A 17,138-nucleotide genomic window follows, 5' to 3' on the forward strand; every position below is an offset into this window, starting at 1 on the left:
TAGTTATTATGTGTTTAGTGGATTGTGTTGTAATTTATAGGAGTTTTTATAGATGAATTTAAATATTAGAGAAATAATGAAACGTTTGCCTCATCGTTATCCTATCTTATTAGTTGATCGTGTTTTAGAAATGATACCAGGTAAGTCCATAGTGGCTATTAAAAATGTTTCTGTAAATGAACCTTTTTTTGAGGGTCACTTCCCTCATTTTCCTGTAATGCCAGGTGTTCTTATTATAGAGGCATTGGCTCAGGCTGCGGCAATTTTTTCTTTTGCTTTAAAGAATGATGATGTTGGTATTGATAATAATACTGCTTATTATTTAATTGGAGTAGATAATACTCGTTTTAGGAAACCTGTGATACCTGGAGATCAATTGCGGCTTGAGGTTTCTATCGATCGTTTAGGTAATTCAGTTTGCAAATATAAGGCTAAGGCTTTAGTTGACAATCAAATTGCAGCAGAGACAAATTTGATGTGTGCTATACGCAGTTTGGAAAACTAAATGCAAAAGAATATAAATATACATCCAACAGCTGTTGTTGATTTATCTGCACAAATTGATAGTTCAGTAATTATTGGTCCGTATAGTATAATAGGAAGTAATGTATCTATAGATTCTGGAACAGTAGTTGGTCCTCATTGTTGTATTGATGGCAATACTAAAATAGGTAAGGATAATGTGTTTTATAGATTTTGTTCTATCGGGTCTTTGCCTCAGGATAAGAAATATAATGGAGAAAAGACAGAATTAATTATAGGTTCTCGTAATACTATTAGAGAGTTTACAACATTTAATATAGGGACTATTCAAGGAGAATCCAAAACAATATTAGGTAATGATAATTGGATTATGGCCTATGTTCATATTGCTCATGATTGTAAAGTAGGTGATAACGTTATTTTAGCAAATGCTGTTCAGTTAGGAGGGCATGTTAAAGTTGGTGATTGGGCTATAATAGGTGGTCTCAGTGGGGTTCATCAATTTTCAAAAATAGGTAATCATACAATGATTGGTGGTAATAGTGCTATTAAACAAGATGTTCCGCCTTTTGTGTTATGTTCAGGTAATCCTTCTCGTCCAATAGGAATTAATATTGAAGGGTTAAAGCGTAGAGGGTTTTCAGCGAAAATAATTTCTGAAATTAAAACAGCATATAAAATTATTTATCGTAGAGGTTTATCTTTAAATGAGGCTCGTTCATATTTAATTTCTTATGAAAAAAAATCTAAAGAGAGTTCTGAGTGTATACAGTTGATTGTAGATTTTTTAGAAAACTCTGATCGTAGTATAGTAAGGTAATGACATTGCGTATTGGTATTGTTACAGGAGAACCATCTGGTGATTTACTAGCCAAACAAATAGTTTCAGGTTTAAATAACTATTTTGAAAATGCTATTTATGAAGGTATAGGAGGGATAGAACTAGCTAGTGTAGAATTTAATTCTTTATATCCTATGGATAGTTTGTCTGTTTTTGGTTATGTAGATGCTATTTTGGATTTTCCTAAAATATTTGGTATATATAGAAATATTCGAAAAAGATGGCTTATAGATAAACCTTCTATATTTTTAGGTATAGATTTGCCTGATTTTAATTTACGTTTAGAACGTGATCTTAAAAAAAATAATATACCTACAATTCATTTTGTAAGTCCATCTATATGGGCATGGAGATATGATAGATTAAGAATGATAAGGGAAGCTGTCTCTCATATGTTAGTTGTTTTTCCTTTTGAAAAAAAAATATATATGAGAGAAGGTATTCCAGCTACTTATGTTGGTCACCCATTAGCACAATCTATACCATTGAAATCTTCAAAAAAATTGGCTCGTGAATTTTTAGATATTGATCAAAATATACAATTAATTTCTATATTACCTGGAAGTAGATCATCTGAAATAAGAAACCTTGCACCTTTATTTCTACAAACTGCCCAGATTCTAAATAAAATTCACCCACAAATGTATTTTATAGTACCAATGGCAAATGAGTTAAGGCGTAAAGAGTTTGAAGAGATATTATCATATTATCCTGTGTCTAATCTTAAGTGTTTTAGTAGAAGAGATTTTCTTAATTATAAGAATCTTCAAAAACCTATTTCTTGGTATGCAATGGAAGCTAGTGATGCAGTTTTACTAGCTAGTGGAACAGCTACTTTAGAAGCTGCATTATTTAAGAAACCTATGGTGATTTCTTATGTTGTTTCTCCTTTAGTGAGGCACATTATGTCATGGCATTCAGGTCAAAAAGAGCCATATTTACCTTGGATAGGTCTTCCTAATATTTTATCTGGTTGTTTTGTGGTTCCTGAATTTCTTCAAGAAAAAGCAACTCCAAAATCACTAGCTGAGGCTTTATTAAATGTTTTAATAGATGAAGGTTATAAAGAATATATAGTTAAAACTTTTACAAAAATGCATTTAGAGTTAATGTTGGATACTCCGAAATTAGTTGCTGAAACTATTATAGATATTTTAGATAACGGTTAACAATTTTTAATTAATATATTATTTATAGTTTTATGAAAATAGTTTTAGATTATAATATTTGCACAGCTGGAGTTGATGAAGCAGGTAGGGGCTCATTGGCTGGTCCAGTTTATGCTGCAGCAGTAATATTAGATCATGAGAATCCAATTTATGGATTAGCTGATTCAAAAACACTAAGCAAAAAGAAAAGAGAGTCTTTGGCTCTCATTATTAAGGAGAAATCTCTTTCTTGGTCTGTAGCGAGTGCTAGCATCGAAGAAATAGATAATTTAAATATATTACAAGCTACTCTTTTGGCGATGCAAAGAGCAGTGACTGGTTTGAGAATTCAACCTGAAATGGCTTTAATAGATGGTAATATATCACCTTTATTAAGGTGTAAAACACAAACTATAATTAAAGGTGATAAATTCGTACCATCTATTTCTGCCGCATCTATTTTAGCTAAAACAGAAAGAGATAAAAAAATGGTGCAGTTAAGTACCGAATATCCACAATATTTATTTGATAAGAACAATGGATATTGTACTTCTGAACATTTAAAATTAATCGAACTTAATGGTCCATGTTTAGCACATAGAAGAAGTTTTGCTCCTATAAAATATATACTATGAATCATTCTCTTATTGCTAAATACTTCTAAGTAATCCTAAATATTTTTTATATTTTATGCTAATGTTCTAGATAAACCTATTTCCTGCAATACTGTGGTCGATATTTCTTCTATTGATTTAGTTGTAGTAGATAGCCATGATATACCTTCTCTTCTCATCATTTTTTCAGATGCCATAACTTCATAGCGACATTGTTCAATTGTTGCGTATTTACTATTAGGTCTTCTTTCATTTCTTACTTCTGATAGTCTTTCTGGATGTATTGATAATCCGAATAATTTATCTTTGTATGGTACTATAGTAGAAGGCAACATATTTCTTTCAAAATCATCTGGGGTTAATGGAAAATTAGCTGCTTTTATAGCATATTGCATGGCTAAATATAGACTAGTTGGTGTTTTACCACAACGAGAAATCCCAATTAATATTACATCAGCTTTATCTAATTGATTAACAAATTGACCATCATCATGAGCCAAACAAAAATTAATTGCATCTATACGGTTTCTATATTTTTCAGAGTCTGAAACCATATGAGACCTACCAATAGAGTTGTTAGATTTTTGTCCTATAGCTTTTTCAATATGATTTACAAATGTTCCAAATAAATCTAAAAATATACAGTTTGAGTTTTTTAGTAAAGTCATTATTTCTTGATTTACTAAGGTGCTAAATATTATAGGAGGATAACCTGTTTCAAGGGCATTTTTATTAATTATAATTACAGATTTTTGAGCCTTTTCTATAGAGTCTATGAAAGGTAAATGTATTTGTTGAAAATAAGCTTTATCAAATTGTGACAAGACAGCATTGCTAAATGTTTCAACTGTGATACCTGTGCCATCTGACACTAGATAAACTGTTCTTTCTATTTTGCTTGTATCATTCATTTATCTTCCTTTGTAGTAAAGTATTTAATTTTGTTTATTAATAATAAACTGTATAATCTTAAAAATATATTATTTAAATTTTTTGAGTAATTTGATGAATACATTAAGTGAATATGTATTGATCAAATTATTTTTTATTTTTATTTTTATTTTTGGGGTGATTATAATGCCTTACGTTGTACCTTTTGAAAAACTTCGTATGTCTGATGTTGACTCTGTTGGTGGTAAAAATTCTTCTCTTGGAGAAATGATTAGTCAGTTGTCAGATGCAGGAGTTAGAGTTCCAAGTGGTTTTGCTACAACAGCACAAGCATTTAAAGATTTTTTAAGTGAATCATTTCTTGATGAAAGAATTGCTAAAAGATTATCTACATTAGATGCAGATGATGTGCAAGAATTATCTACAGTAGGAGCAGAAATTCGTCAGTGGATTATGGATGCTTCTTTTTCTGAGAAATTTGAAAAAGAAATACGCAATGCATTTTCAGTTTTAGATAAAGATGGTAATGGATCATTTGCTGTTAGATCCTCAGCCACAGCAGAGGATTTACCTGATGCTTCTTTTGCTGGTCAACAAGAAACATTTTTGAATGTTACAGGTATCGATAATATTTTAAGCAAGATAAAATATGTTTTTGCTTCATTATATAACGATAGAGCTATATCTTACAGAGTTCATAAAGGTTATCATAATACAGAAGTTGCTTTATCTGCAGGTATTCAAAGAATGGTTAGATCAGATAAAGGTAGTGCTGGTGTTATGTTTACAATAGATACAGAATCTGGATTTCCTGATGTTGTTTTTATTACCTCATCTTATGGGTTAGGAGAAACAGTAGTTCAAGGAGCTGTTAATCCTGATGAATTCTATGTTTTCAAACCTACTCTTTCTAAAGGTTATGATGCAATTATAAGTCGTCGTATTGGTTCTAAACTTATAAAAATGGAATTTAATACAGAATTTAATTCTGATGAGTATGTTCGTACGGTTGATGTTCCACTTTCTGAACGTAATAAGTATTCATTAACTGATTCAGAAATTCTTGAATTGGCAAAATATGCTGTAATTATTGAGAAACATTATGCTCGTCCTATGGATATAGAATGGGGTAAAGATGGGGTTGATGGAAAAATTTACATATTGCAGGCTCGTCCTGAAACTGTTAAATCACAACAAAACACTAAAGACATTCAACAAAAATATAAATTAAAAGCAACTGGTAAAGTTCTTATAACAGGTAGATCTATAGGACAAAAGATTGGATCTGGACCAGTCAAAATTGTTTCCGATACATCTGAAATAGATAAAGTTCAAGCTGGTGATGTTTTAGTAACAGATATGACTGATCCTAATTGGGAACCTGTTATGAAAAAAGCTTCTGCTATTGTAACCAATAGAGGTGGACGTACTTGTCATGCTGCTATTATTGCTCGTGAATTAGGAATTCCTGCTGTTGTCGGTTGTGGAGAGGCTACTGAAATTCTTGTTGAAGGAAAGTATGTAACAGTTTCTTGCTCAGAAGGTGATGAAGGTAAAATTTATGATGGAGTTATAGAAACTGAAGTTGAAAATGTTCATAGCGGGGAAATGCCTAAAATAGATCTTAAAATAATGATGAATGTTGGTAATCCTCAACTTGCTTTTGATTTTTCGCAATTACCTAATTCAGGTGTTGGTTTAGCTCGTTTGGAATTTATCATCAATAATAATATTGGTGTACATCCTAAAGCAGTATTAGATTACCCTAATGTTGATTATAATTTAAAAAAGGCTGTTGAATCTGCTGCTCGTGGATATGCTAGTCCTCGTGCATTCTTTGTTGAAAAAATGTCAGAAGGTATATCTACTATAGCATCTGCTTTTTGGCCTAAACCAGTTATAGTTCGTTTGTCTGATTTTAAATCTAATGAATATAGAAAACTTATTGGTGGATCTAGATATGAACCTGAAGAAGAAAATCCAATGTTAGGTTTTAGAGGTGCTTCTAGGTATATATCTGATGATTTCAGAGAGTGTTTTAGAATGGAGTGTGAGGCATTCAAAAAAGCTCGTAATGAAATGGGTTTAACAAATATAGAAATAATGGTGCCATTTGTTAGAACTATTAATCAAGCTAGCAAGGTAATTGATTTGTTGGCTGAAAATGGATTAAAAAGAGGCGAGAACGGCCTTAGAATAATAATGATGTGTGAGGTTCCAAGTAATGCTATCCTAGCTAAGGAATTTTTGAAATATTTTGATGGTTTTTCTATTGGATCAAATGATATGACCCAACTTACGTTAGGTCTTGACAGAGATTCTGGCATGGAACTTTTAACTGCAGATTTTGATGAAAGAGATTTGGCTGTTAAATTTATGCTACAAAGAGCTATTAAGGCTTGTTTAGAAGAAGGTAAATATATTGGAATATGTGGTCAAGGACCTAGTGATCATCCTGATTTTGCAAAGTGGTTACATAAAGAAGGAATAGTATCTATTTCTTTAAATCCTGATACAGTAATAGATACCTGGCAGCGTTTAGCAAGTTAGTCTTATTTATATAGCATGCCAAATAATTGATATTATCGATTATTTTTGGCATGCTAATGTTTTTGTAGTTTATTGTCTTTTAAGTATCTTTCTTGTTCTTTTTTGTATTCTTTTTCTTTAGAATCATTACGTTTATCATATAATTTTTTTCCTTTTCCTAAAGCTATATCTATTTTTATTCGATTATTCTTAAAATGTAGATTAAGTGGTATAAGCGTATATCCTCTTTGTTCAACTTTACCTATAAGTTTTTTTATTTCATTATTATTAAGTAATAATTTTCTTGTTCTATAAACGTCAGGATTAACATGATTAGAAACTGTATTTAAAGGGCTTATATGCATTCCAATTATATAAACTTCTCCATTTTTTATAATAATATAACCTTCTTTTATATTAACTCTTTTATCTCTTATTGATTTAACTTCCCATCCTTGAAGAACAATACCAGCTTCGAATTTATCTTCTATAAAATAATCATGATAAGACTTCTTGTTTTCTATAATTTTCATACTATATTTTAATTTGTTAAGTGATGATAATATTATTATATATTGAATAAGTAGGTATTATCATATATATAATAAACCAATAACGTTTATTTTAAATCAACTTCTATTTAATTATGTTATTATAGTCAGTTGTTCGATTTAAAGATTAATGTTTGTTTGATTGATTGTTGATGAATTTTTAGATAATTTTATATAACTTAAATTATTTATTAAATAATAATATATTTTATAAGTATTTTAGAAATAGTATGAATCATATAATAGTTTCCATATGTTATGTTGATGAGTTTGGTCATTCATATAATGAATCTCTTAATATGTTAGAAAATGCAACTATATTAGATGCTCTAAATAAATCAACATTTATATTGAAGATAAAAAATTTTGAATATTTATCAAATAATATTGGTATTTTTGGAAAACTTAGTAGTTTTAATACTAAGTTACATAACCATGATAGGATTGAAGTATATCGAGAGTTATTACAAGATCCTAAACAATCTAGAATAAAAAGAATTACAAAGAAAAATAAAATTTATTTATAATTTATTATCAAGTGTTTTATATTATGCCAACAAAAGAACATCATAGAATTTTTAGATCTGGATGGTTGAGAGCTTCTGTATTAGGAGCTAATGATGGCATTATTTCTACAGCAAGTTTAATCACTGGCATAGCTTCAACACATTGTGATTATTACACTATTATTAGCACTGCTTTAGCTGGATTAATCGCTGGTTCTTTATCAATGGCTGTTGGAGAGTATGTTTCTGTGCAATCTCAAGTTGATATAGAGAATGCTGATTTGCAAATGGAGCAGTATTCTCTTAAGAAAAATCATGAAGAAGAATTAGAAGAATTAATACAGATCTATGTTGATCGTGGTTTATCTTATGATCTTGCTGCAAGTGTAGCTGAGCAATTAACTCTACATAATGCTCTAGATGCTCATGCTAGGGATGAATTGGGAATATCAATTCATAATCGCGCTCGTCCTTTTCAAGCTGCTGTTGCTTCTTCTATTTCTTTCTCTATTGGTTCTATTTTACCTATATTAATTTCTATTACAGCTCCAGAAGATATTCTAATTCCTTCTGTAATAATAGGTTCAGTTTGTTCTTTAGCTTCTTTAGGTGCTATTTCAGCATTAACTGGTGGAGCTAAAGTATGGCCTGCCATAAGAAGAATTGCTATTCTTGGAGGTATATCTATGGTATTTGCATCTATTACTGGAACATTTCTTGATATTTTTACTAAGTAAAATTGTTTGTTTATCAAGCAATTAAATTGATTTTAATATTATTTATATATATATCTTTATGGATTGTGTCATAATTTGTCTTTATTTCTAATAATAGAAATAATTTATTATTTATATATAGGTAATCTATCACTCTACCACATGGATTTTCTATATTAATATAAAATATATCTTTTCCTATGATTTCATTTGTAGATAAGTTATTTTTATCTATTAAATTTAAAGAACCTAATTTCATACGATATTTGATGGTTTTTCTATAATGCATTCTAGCAATGATTTCTTGTCCTGGGTAGCATCCTTTATTAAAACTTATTGCTCCAATCAAATCTAGATTCAAACTATGTGCTAAAAAAAGGTTGCTGTTTTGAATTCCTATAAAAGGAATTTGATTAATAAAATCAAAGTATTTCCAGATATCTCTAAATGAAAATTCGTTTGATTTAAAAATGTTCTTGTTGTTTTTAATGAACTCTAAATAGAAATATTCTTTTGGTATTAACCACCATCTTTTGTTTATAGACGAAGGAGCAACAATCCAAGTTCCTAATTTATTATTTGAAATTTGTAATCTTTCTTTAGGTAACTCTAGAGAATATTTTTTTTCTATATATGTTATATTTTCTTCTGATATGGTAATCCCTATTGGTTCTTTAGGATCAATATGAATTTTTACTTTTGATTTTAATTTAAATAGTTCTAATCTTTTTATGAATAGTTGAGCTATATCTTTTTTTATTAAACAATTTATATTTATTAGATTTTGTTTGTCGTTAAATTCTTTCCACAAAATATTTGTTGTTATGACTTTTCCATTATGCTGGCAATATCCTGATATGGTTGCGCTATCATTTGATAATGAAAATATATCTTGTGTAAATTGTCGATGTAAAAAAGACTCTGCGTCTATTCCTGATATATTTATTATTATAAATTCATCCAATTCTGTATAAAATGTAAGGTGTTGTTTCATATTTTATGATTTCTTATGTTTAAATATTATGGTTAAATTTTATCAAATAAAAAGAATGAATTTATTAGTTATGCAATTAATAAACATTCTAACAGTCATTTGGTATATTTTATTTATGTCATTTATAATTTGGACTAGAATACCAATTTCATTATTAGAAAATAAAAAAATTCAAATAGTTGTAGAATCTGGGAATTCAGTTAAATTTATAGTTAATTCAATAAATCAAAATGATTTTCATTTTAATGAAAGAAATTTCATTTGGATGACTTATTTATATAATAATGATCAGAAATTTAAAGCTGGTGATTATGAAATAAGTACTAATGATACTCCTTATTCATTAATGAATAAATTTATAAAAGGTGATTGTAATCATAGAAATCGTATTTTATTTATAGAAGGGTGGAATTTTATTCAATTTCGTCAGGCTTTAAAAAAAAACATTCATATTAAACAAACAATAGATAATGTAAGTGATTACGAATTGATGAGAATGTTAGATTCTGTCATATTAACTCCGGAAGGACTTTTTTATCCTGATACTTATTATATATCTCATGGTATTACAGATTTTGAGGTTTTAAAAATAGCTCATAATAAATTTAATGAGATTCTCTCAGAAGCATGGAATAATAGAAGTAAAGATATTGCAATAAAAACTCCATATGAGGCAATGATTGTAGCTTCTATAATAGAAAAAGAATCAAGTAACGAAGAAGATAGATTTACTATTAGTGGAGTTATAAATAATAGATTAAAAATTGGCATGCGTTTACAATCAGATCCAACAATTATATATGGCATGGGTAAATTATTTAAAGGTAAAATTAAGAATAGTGATTTAAAAAAAGATAATCCATGGAATACATACACAAGGAGTGGTTTACCTGCTACTCCTATTTGTTCTTTTAGTAAATCTTCTTTATATGCAGCATTGAATCCATATAAACATGATTATATTTATTATGTTGCTAGAGGGGATGGAAGTACTAGTTTTTCTAAGACATTAGAATCGCATAATAATAAGGTTAAAGAATTTTCATTGAAGAAAGGTAAAATGTGAAAAAATTGGGAAAGTTTATAACTCTAGAAGGAATAGATGGATCAGGTAAAAGTAGTAATGCATGCTGGTTAAGTAATATGCTAAATACTAAAGGAATTGACTCAGTAGTAACTAGAGAACCAGGAGGAACATTTTTAGGGGAGCAATTAAGAGAGCTAATAGTAAACATTAATATGGAAGTAGAAACAGAAACATTATTAATTTTTGCTGCTAGGTATGAACATTTTAAAGCAGTTATAGAACCATCCTTATTATCAGGTAAATGGGTGATATCAGATAGATTTATTGATGCTACTTATGCATATCAGGGATTTGGTAAAGGTTTAGATTTTAATAGAATTCAAGACTTACAGTTTTGGATTGATTTGAGGTTTAATCCAGATATTACATTTTTATTTGATATATCATTTGAAACAATGTTAAAAAGATTTTCTAAGGATAGAAAATTAGATAAATTTGAAAAAATGGTAAATTATTTTGATAAAATTAGGAATGGTTATTTAGAAATAGCTGATAAATCTAAAGATAGAATAAAGATTATAGAATCTGAAAATTCTATTGATATTGTACAAATGCAGATATTAGAACATATTAATAATTTATTAAATCAAACTTATGTATTATGATTAGTTGCTCATTTTTCCCATGGCAGTTTGATTTAGCTGCTCAATGGTTAAAGAACATTGATAGAATTCACCATGCATGGTTGATAAATGGTTTGAATGGAATAGGCAAATTTGAATTTTCAACATCATTTGCAGCTACTATTTTATGTGAAAATTTAACAAATAATTTTGCTTGTTGTCATTGTGTATCATGTAATTTAATAAAAAACAATAATCATCCTGATATAAAATTTTTATTGCCTGATGCATTATCTGGTTTGATTACAGAGGATTGCAATGATAATTCTATCCAATTATCAAACGAGATTCGTATCGATCAGATTAGAGATATAATTCCTTGGATAAATATTACTCCTTATCGTAACAATAAAAAGATTATTATTATATATAAAACTAATAATTTAAATATAGTTTCTTCTAATGCTTTATTAAAAATAATAGAAGAACCTCCACCTAATGTAATTATTATTATAGTGGCAGATTATTTAGAAGGTATTCTGCCTACAATTATATCTCGTTGTCAAAGAATTTATCTACCTATACCAAATAATAATATTTCTTTAGACTGGTTAAATAAGAATAATGTTAACAATTCAAAAGAATGGTTATCTTTTACTGGTGGAGCGCCAATAAATGCTTTTTATTATAGTAAAAAACGTGATAATCCCTGTCATATATGGATTAAGAATTTATTAGATATGCTATCAAATGATATAAAAGTTCCTATTTATTCAATATTAGAAGACAATTATGACACAATAATTATTCCTGAGCTTATAGAAATATTTCAAAAAATATTTTTTGATCTAATTATGATAATTTATGGCTTTTCTCCTAAATATTTTATAAATTTAGAAAATATTTTTAAAAAGTTAAGTTGTAGGACTAATAAAGAAATTTGTATAAATATTTTTATTTGGTTAAATAATAAAAGTTTATTGTCCAATTACAAATTAAATAAAAAAGTATTTGCAAATAATATTTTGCAAAAAACAATAGAATCTTTTAAATAAAAGGTATGGAAATGTTCATAGATTCACATTGTCATTTAAATTTACCAGAATTATCGGATAAAATTGAATCTATTCTGGAAAAAATGATTAATTCAAAAGTTTATTCTGCTCTTATTGCAGGTGTTAATAAAAAAGATTTTTCTGACTTGTTAAAACTAGTTTCTCAATATGATAACCTTTGGGGTTCTGTAGGCATGCATCCTGAATGCATAGATGAAGAAGAATATTCTATAGAAGATTTATGTTCATTAGCCAAGCATACTAAAATAGTAGCTATAGGTGAGACTGGTTTGGATTATTATAGATCTGCAACTCAAGATTTAGTAGATTTACAAAAAGAACGTTTTAGAAAACATATTATAGCTGCTAAATTATCTAAGGTTCCTTTGATAATACATACTCGTTCATCTGCATTAGAAACATTAAAAATCCTAAAAGAAGAAAGGGCTAATGAGGTAGGTGGGGTTATACACTGTTTTTCAGAAAATTGGAATATTGCTAAATTAGCAATGGATTTAAATTTTTTTATTTCTATGTCTGGTGTTGTTACTTTTAAAAATGCAAAAAATATTCAAGAGGTAGCTAAAAAAATACCATTAGATAAGTTATTGATAGAAACAGATTCTCCATACTTATCTCCTGAACCTTATAGAGGTAAAATTAATGACCCATCTAATGTAATTTATATTGCTAAAAAGATTGCTGAATTACGTGATATATCCGAAACAGAAGTAGCCGAATCATCAAGTAAAAATTTTTATTCTCTTTTTACAAAAGCCAATAAAAGAATGGTCAGTTAAGGGACTATATTAATCCAAGAATTTTGTTTGAATTTATCTTCAGATAGTTTTTTTGCTGCTTTGATAGTCTTACTATCTAACTCAACTCTTTCTAGAGAGCACATTTGAGAAAATTTTTCTATCATATTCTTTATAAAGTGCTCTCTGGAAAATCCAGTAGATATAAGGGCAGAATCATCTACTCTTTTATTGGCACTTTCTATTCCTTTATCAGAAATTTTTTCTTTTCCAATGCGCAATAATTCAAGCATTTTATTTTGATTTATAGAATAGGCAATTGTTACATGATGTAGTATTGAATTTGAAAATCTTGCCTGAGCAGCGCCTCCTATTTTTTTACCGTTTTCTGATTCGATATCATTTATTGGTTTATATCTAGCAGGAACTCCTAAGTCTATAAGAGCTTTAATAACCCAATCATCTAAAAACTTATAAGATTCTTGAAAACTCATATCATTTACTAAATTTATAGGAGCGCTAATAGAATAAGTTATAGTGTTTCCTGGCTCTATAAACATAGCTCCACCTCCAGTAATTCTTCTTACTATTTCTATATTATATTCTTTAGATTTTTCTTGATTTACTTCATTTTTTATTGATTGAAAACGACCTAATACTATAGCAGGTGATGCCCATTCCCATATTCTTAATGTGGGATGTCTCAAACCATCATTAACTTCTTTTGTGATTAACGCATCTAATGCCATATGTATATTAGGTGCTTGTGAGTAAGTATGAATTAATTGCCAATTATAATCTTTCCAAGTTTTTTTCATAATTATTCCAAAGCTTTTTTTATAGCTATAGCAATTGCCTCGCAAGAAAAACCTAAAAGTTTAGTATTTTTTGGTAAATTGCTTTCTATTTTTTCTTTAATGACTAATTCAGTAGATTTTATTGAAATACCTTCTAAAGAACTATTTATTATGTCTATAGTTTCTGGGGGTTCAAGAAAAAAGTCGCCGCTAATATATATATTATAAATCTGATTTTCAGAATTAATCTCAAAATCAGCTGCAACTAATTTACCTCCTGGTACTTTATATTCACCATGCATTTAGTATTTACCTATATATTAATTATGGGATGTTTATAAAGTATAATATATATTACTTTACATAATATATATTATACGCATAGAAAATTATACTTATTCCCACTCTATTGTAGCTGGAGGTTTATTTGATATATCATATACAACTCTATTAACACCAGGAATTTCATTTATAATTCTGGATGAAATTTTTGATAATAAATCATCTGGAATTTTTGACCAATTTGCTGTCATGAAATCTAAAGTATTTACAGCTCTTAAGACTATAACATATTCATAAGTGCGGTGATCTCCCATAACACCTACAGATTTTATAGGTAAAAATACAGCAAAAGCTTGAGAAACTGAATCATACCAACTTTTACCAGTTAATTGATTAAGATTGTTTCTTAATTCTTGTATGAAAATATTATCAGCACCTTGTAATATTTTTACAAATTCAGGTTTTACTTCACCTATTATTCTTACAGCTAATCCAGGACCAGGAAATGGATGTCGGAATATCATTTCAGGTGAAATTCCTAATTCTAAGCCAATTTTTCTAACTTCATCTTTAAATAAATATTTTAATGGCTCTAATAGCTTAAGATTCATTTTTTCTGGAAGTCCACCAACATTATGATGAGATTTTATAACCTTAGAAGATCCATTTTTAGCATTTGATGATTCTATAACATCTGGATATATCGTACCCTGAGCTAGCCATTTTATGTTACCAAGTTTATTTGCTTCTGATTGAAAAACGTTAATAAATTCAGCACCTATTATCTTCCTTTTTTCTTCAGGATCAATTATACCTGACAATTTTTGAAAGAATAAATCAGATGCATCTTTGTATATAATATTAATATGGTAAGAAGAAAACATTTTTTCTACTTGTTTTTTTTCGTTTAATCTCATACATCCATGATCAACAAAAACACATGTAAGTTTTTCTCCTATAGCTTTATGAATTAGAATGGCAGCTACAGAAGAATCAACTCCACCTGACAATCCAAGTATTACTTTATCATCTCCAACTTCAGATTTTATTCTTGATATTGTATTTTCTATATAATTTGGCATACTCCAGTTTGATTCACATTGGCAAATATTTTTTACAAACCTTTTGAGTATTTTGTTTCCTAATATTGTATGTGTTACTTCTGGATGAAATTGTAAACCATAAAGATTACGGTTGCTATCTTCCATTCCTGCAATTGGACAAGAATTTGTATAGGCTATTTTTTTAAAACCATCAGGTAATTTTGTAACAGTATCTCCATGACTCATCAATACTTTTAGAATATTTACATCATCGTTATTTTTAATAACTTGTATTCCATCTAATAGTTTACTAGGGCTTGAGATTATAAGTTCTACTTCTCCATATTCACGATTTGTTGATAAGCTAACTTGACCACCTAATTGATTTGCCATTAATTGCATTCCATAACAAATGCCTAAAACAGGAATACCAATTTCTAATATAAATTTCTTAAGTGTATCATGATCATTATTGTCTATTGACTCATGACTGCCAGAAAGAATTATACCTTTCAATCCAACATCAATCTTATTGTTAATAAATTCTTTATCAATATTATTGTGGATTACTTCTGCATAAACTCCTAATTCTCTTATTCTACGTGCAATAAGTTGAGTAAATTGAGACCCATAGTCGATAATTAAAATATGTTGGTTCATAAAATATGTTATAAAATATTAATCTGATCTGTAATTAGGTGCTTCTTTGGTGATATGTATATCATGAACATGAGACTCACGAACTCCTGCTGATGTAATTTCCACAAATTCAGATTTAGTTCGTAAATCATTTATAGTTTGGCAACCACAATAACCCATTGAAGAGCGTAATCCACCTATTAATTGATAGATAATAAAAATAGCACTTCCTTTATATGGAACTCTACCCTCTACTCCTTCTGGAACTAATTTATCTGCTGATGATTTGTTGTGACCTTGGAAATATCTATCAGCAGATCCTTTTTCCATGGCTGCTATACTTCCCATTCCTCTATAAGACTTATAAGTTCTGCCTTGAAATAAAATTTCTTCTCCTGGAGCCTCTGATGTTCCAGCAAACATACTACCCATCATACAAACATGGGCTCCAGCAGCTATGGCTTTTGCTACATCCCCTGAATAACGAATTCCACCATCTGCAATTAAAGACACATCAGTATCTTTTAAAGCTTTAGCGACATCTAATATAGCTGTTATTTGTGGAATTCCAACTCCAGCAATTATTCTAGTTGTACATATAGATCCAGGACCTATTCCTACTTTTACAGCATCAGCACCATATTTTACTAAATCTTTTGCAGCTGATGCTGTAGCTATATTTCCACCTATAACATCTATGCTATAGTTAGACTTAATCCATTTAATTCTTTCTAAAACACCTAGTGAATGTCCATGTGCTGTATCTACAACTATTACATCGGCTCCAGCATTTACAAGTTTTTCAACACGTTCCTCTGTGTCATGACTTATACCTACTGCAGCTCCAACACGAAGCTGTCCACGGGAATCTTTATTGGCAATAGGATGTTCGGTATTTTTTACTATATCTTTAACTGTAGCTAAACCACATAATTCAAAATTAGAATTAACTATTAGAACTCTTTCTAGTCGGTGTTTATGCATTAATTTTTGAGCTTCTACTAAAGTAGCACCTTCTTTCATTACAACAAGCCGATCTTTTGGAGTCATAATATTTTTTAAAGGTTGATCTAGATTTACCTCAAAACGAAGATCTCGATTTGTTACAATACCAACTACTTTATTGTTTTCTACAACAGGTAAACCAGATATACCAAATTTACGTTGTAAATTTATAGCTTCTAATACCTTCATATTTGGAGTTACTGTTATAGGATCTATAACTATACCAAACTCATGTCTTTTTACACGAGAAACTTCATTAGCTTGAGCATCTGGACTTAAATTTTTATGAATAAAACCTATTCCACCTTCTTGAGCTAGAGCTATAGCTAAACTAGACTCTGTAACAGTATCCATTGCTGCTGAGGCAATAGGTATATTTAGTTTAATGTTTCTTGTGAGTTTTGTTGTGAGAGACACGTTTTTAGGAAGAACTTCTGAATAAGAAGGTACTAATAGCACATCGTCAAATGTTAGAGCTTTTTTTAAAGTATGCATTATTGACATTTAGATAATTATATAAATTCTTGATTGTACGCCATTTACATGTTAATGGAAGATGATATTATCAGATAAGCAACAATTGAATAATATTTAAAAAAAAATAGCGCGATATATTACCGCGCTATTAGTTTTATG

18 protein-coding genes are annotated in these 17,138 nt (G+C 28.9%); 11 read left to right on the forward strand and 7 right to left on the reverse strand.

The genetic code is table 11. The features are described from left to right. The first annotated feature begins 52 nt into the window (after positions 1-52). Genes fabZ through rnhB form a run of 4 tightly spaced genes read left to right on the forward strand, consistent with a single transcriptional unit; the run spans position 53 to position 3,107 of the window. Positions 53-505: a 3-hydroxyacyl-ACP dehydratase FabZ gene (gene fabZ, locus CDSE_RS01755; protein ID WP_015396294.1), complete on the forward strand. Its 453-nt coding sequence runs from the start codon at positions 53-55 to the stop codon at positions 503-505. Further along, positions 506-1,303, forward strand: coding sequence for an acyl-ACP--UDP-N-acetylglucosamine O-acyltransferase (lpxA, locus tag CDSE_RS01760; protein ID WP_015396295.1), 798 nt, complete (start codon positions 506-508; stop codon positions 1,301-1,303). Continuing rightward, entirely contained in the window at positions 1,303-2,493 is a 1,191-nt protein-coding gene (lpxB, locus tag CDSE_RS01765; protein ID WP_015396296.1) for a lipid-A-disaccharide synthase, read from the forward strand. The genes lpxA and lpxB overlap by 1 nt, the downstream gene beginning before the upstream one ends. 32 nt (positions 2,494-2,525) lie before the next feature. Further along, a complete protein-coding gene (rnhB, locus tag CDSE_RS01770; RefSeq protein WP_015396297.1) occupies positions 2,526-3,107 on the forward strand; it encodes a ribonuclease HII in 582 nt (193 codons plus the stop codon). A gap of 53 nt (positions 3,108-3,160) precedes the next feature. Here the strand turns inward: rnhB and ppsR are convergent, their stop codons facing one another. Continuing rightward, entirely contained in the window at positions 3,161-3,997 is an 837-nt protein-coding gene (gene ppsR, locus CDSE_RS01775) for a posphoenolpyruvate synthetase regulatory kinase/phosphorylase PpsR (protein ID WP_015396298.1), read from the reverse strand. Positions 3,998-4,163: 166 nt separating this feature from the next. Here ppsR and ppsA point away from each other — a divergent pair, with 166 nt between their 5' ends. Next, positions 4,164-6,527, forward strand: a complete 2,364-nt coding sequence (ppsA, locus tag CDSE_RS01780) for a phosphoenolpyruvate synthase (protein ID WP_015396299.1) — start codon at positions 4,164-4,166, stop codon at positions 6,525-6,527. Positions 6,528-6,580: 53 nt separating this feature from the next. On the opposite strand, the gene smpB is transcribed toward ppsA, so the two are convergent. Continuing rightward, the gene (smpB, locus tag CDSE_RS01785; protein ID WP_015396300.1) at positions 6,581-7,039 is read right to left on the reverse strand and encodes an SsrA-binding protein SmpB; all 459 of its coding nucleotides are present in this window, start codon (positions 7,037-7,039) and stop codon (positions 6,581-6,583) included. 248 nt (positions 7,040-7,287) lie between these two features. Between smpB and CDSE_RS01790 the strand changes: the two genes are divergently transcribed. Continuing rightward, positions 7,288-7,584 (forward strand): RnfH family protein, encoded by a 297-nt coding sequence (locus CDSE_RS01790; RefSeq protein ID WP_015396301.1) that lies wholly within the window; start codon positions 7,288-7,290, stop codon positions 7,582-7,584. Between the two features lie 23 nt (positions 7,585-7,607). Next, a complete protein-coding gene (locus CDSE_RS01795) occupies positions 7,608-8,300 on the forward strand; it encodes a VIT1/CCC1 transporter family protein (protein WP_015396302.1) in 693 nt (230 codons plus the stop codon). Positions 8,301-8,313: 13 nt separating this feature from the next. Here CDSE_RS01795 and ygfZ read toward each other — a convergent pair whose 3' ends face one another. After that, positions 8,314-9,273 carry a CAF17-like 4Fe-4S cluster assembly/insertion protein YgfZ gene (ygfZ, locus tag CDSE_RS01800; protein ID WP_015396303.1) on the reverse strand — a complete coding sequence of 320 codons (960 nt, stop codon included), beginning with the start codon at positions 9,271-9,273 and terminating at the stop codon, positions 8,314-8,316. 70 nt (positions 9,274-9,343) lie between these two features. On the opposite strand from ygfZ, the gene mltG reads away from it, so the two are divergent. Genes mltG through CDSE_RS01820 form a run of 4 tightly spaced genes read left to right on the forward strand, consistent with a single transcriptional unit; the run spans position 9,344 to position 12,778 of the window. Beyond that, positions 9,344-10,339: an endolytic transglycosylase MltG gene (mltG, locus tag CDSE_RS01805; protein ID WP_041186258.1), complete on the forward strand. Its 996-nt coding sequence runs from the start codon at positions 9,344-9,346 to the stop codon at positions 10,337-10,339. Next, complete coding sequence (gene tmk, locus CDSE_RS01810; protein ID WP_041186213.1) at positions 10,336-10,965, forward strand: dTMP kinase; 630 nt, start codon at positions 10,336-10,338, stop codon at positions 10,963-10,965. The genes mltG and tmk overlap by 4 nt, the downstream gene beginning before the upstream one ends. Beyond that, positions 10,962-11,978: a DNA polymerase III subunit delta' gene (locus CDSE_RS01815; protein WP_015396306.1), complete on the forward strand. Its 1,017-nt coding sequence runs from the start codon at positions 10,962-10,964 to the stop codon at positions 11,976-11,978. The genes tmk and CDSE_RS01815 overlap by 4 nt, the downstream gene beginning before the upstream one ends. Before the next feature lie 11 nt (positions 11,979-11,989). Then, the gene (locus CDSE_RS01820; RefSeq protein WP_041186259.1) at positions 11,990-12,778 is read left to right on the forward strand and encodes a TatD family hydrolase; all 789 of its coding nucleotides are present in this window, start codon (positions 11,990-11,992) and stop codon (positions 12,776-12,778) included. On the opposite strand, the gene CDSE_RS01825 is transcribed toward CDSE_RS01820, so the two are convergent. The 4 genes from CDSE_RS01825 to guaB form a co-directional block, all read right to left on the reverse strand. Next, positions 12,775-13,554 (reverse strand): lipoate--protein ligase family protein, encoded by a 780-nt coding sequence (locus CDSE_RS01825; protein ID WP_015396308.1) that lies wholly within the window; start codon positions 13,552-13,554, stop codon positions 12,775-12,777. The two genes, CDSE_RS01820 and CDSE_RS01825, sit on opposite strands and share 4 nt — an antisense overlap. A 2-nt stretch (positions 13,555-13,556) precedes the next feature. Then, on the reverse strand, positions 13,557-13,835 hold the full coding sequence (gene lplB / locus CDSE_RS01830; protein WP_015396309.1) for a lipoate-protein ligase small subunit: 279 nt from the start codon (positions 13,833-13,835) through the stop codon (positions 13,557-13,559). A 93-nt stretch (positions 13,836-13,928) separates the two neighbouring features. Next, positions 13,929-15,518 carry a glutamine-hydrolyzing GMP synthase gene (gene guaA, locus CDSE_RS01835; protein ID WP_015396310.1) on the reverse strand — a complete coding sequence of 530 codons (1,590 nt, stop codon included), beginning with the start codon at positions 15,516-15,518 and terminating at the stop codon, positions 13,929-13,931. Positions 15,519-15,536: 18 nt separating this feature from the next. Then, positions 15,537-16,997 carry an IMP dehydrogenase gene (guaB, locus tag CDSE_RS01840; protein WP_041186260.1) on the reverse strand — a complete coding sequence of 487 codons (1,461 nt, stop codon included), beginning with the start codon at positions 16,995-16,997 and terminating at the stop codon, positions 15,537-15,539. Positions 16,998-17,138: the final 141 nt, after the last annotated feature.

This window comes from Candidatus Kinetoplastibacterium desouzaii TCC079E (assembly GCF_000340795.1).
GTDB lineage: Bacteria > Pseudomonadota > Gammaproteobacteria > Burkholderiales > Burkholderiaceae_B > Kinetoplastidibacterium > Kinetoplastidibacterium desouzai.

Coding starts and splice junctions, on each gene's coding strand:
- CDSE_RS01790 (WP_015396301.1), top strand. CDS start 7,288: ATGAATCATATAATAGTTTCCATATGTTATGTTGATGAGTTTGGTCAT.
- mltG (WP_041186258.1), top strand. CDS start 9,344: ATGCAATTAATAAACATTCTAACAGTCATTTGGTATATTTTATTTATG.
- CDSE_RS01795 (WP_015396302.1), top strand. CDS start 7,608: ATGCCAACAAAAGAACATCATAGAATTTTTAGATCTGGATGGTTGAGA.
- CDSE_RS01815 (WP_015396306.1), top strand. CDS start 10,962: ATGATTAGTTGCTCATTTTTCCCATGGCAGTTTGATTTAGCTGCTCAA.
- lpxB (WP_015396296.1), top strand. CDS start 1,303: ATGACATTGCGTATTGGTATTGTTACAGGAGAACCATCTGGTGATTTA.
- fabZ (WP_015396294.1), top strand. CDS start 53: ATGAATTTAAATATTAGAGAAATAATGAAACGTTTGCCTCATCGTTAT.
- rnhB (WP_015396297.1), top strand. CDS start 2,526: ATGAAAATAGTTTTAGATTATAATATTTGCACAGCTGGAGTTGATGAA.
- CDSE_RS01820 (WP_041186259.1), top strand. CDS start 11,990: ATGTTCATAGATTCACATTGTCATTTAAATTTACCAGAATTATCGGAT.
- ygfZ (WP_015396303.1), bottom strand. CDS start 9,273: ATGAAACAACACCTTACATTTTATACAGAATTGGATGAATTTATAATA.
- ppsA (WP_015396299.1), top strand. CDS start 4,164: ATGCCTTACGTTGTACCTTTTGAAAAACTTCGTATGTCTGATGTTGAC.
- guaA (WP_015396310.1), bottom strand. CDS start 15,518: ATGAACCAACATATTTTAATTATCGACTATGGGTCTCAATTTACTCAA.
- smpB (WP_015396300.1), bottom strand. CDS start 7,039: ATGAAAATTATAGAAAACAAGAAGTCTTATCATGATTATTTTATAGAA.
- lplB (WP_015396309.1), bottom strand. CDS start 13,835: ATGCATGGTGAATATAAAGTACCAGGAGGTAAATTAGTTGCAGCTGAT.
- guaB (WP_041186260.1), bottom strand. CDS start 16,997: ATGCATACTTTAAAAAAAGCTCTAACATTTGACGATGTGCTATTAGTA.
- lpxA (WP_015396295.1), top strand. CDS start 506: ATGCAAAAGAATATAAATATACATCCAACAGCTGTTGTTGATTTATCT.
- ppsR (WP_015396298.1), bottom strand. CDS start 3,997: ATGAATGATACAAGCAAAATAGAAAGAACAGTTTATCTAGTGTCAGAT.
- CDSE_RS01825 (WP_015396308.1), bottom strand. CDS start 13,554: ATGAAAAAAACTTGGAAAGATTATAATTGGCAATTAATTCATACTTAC.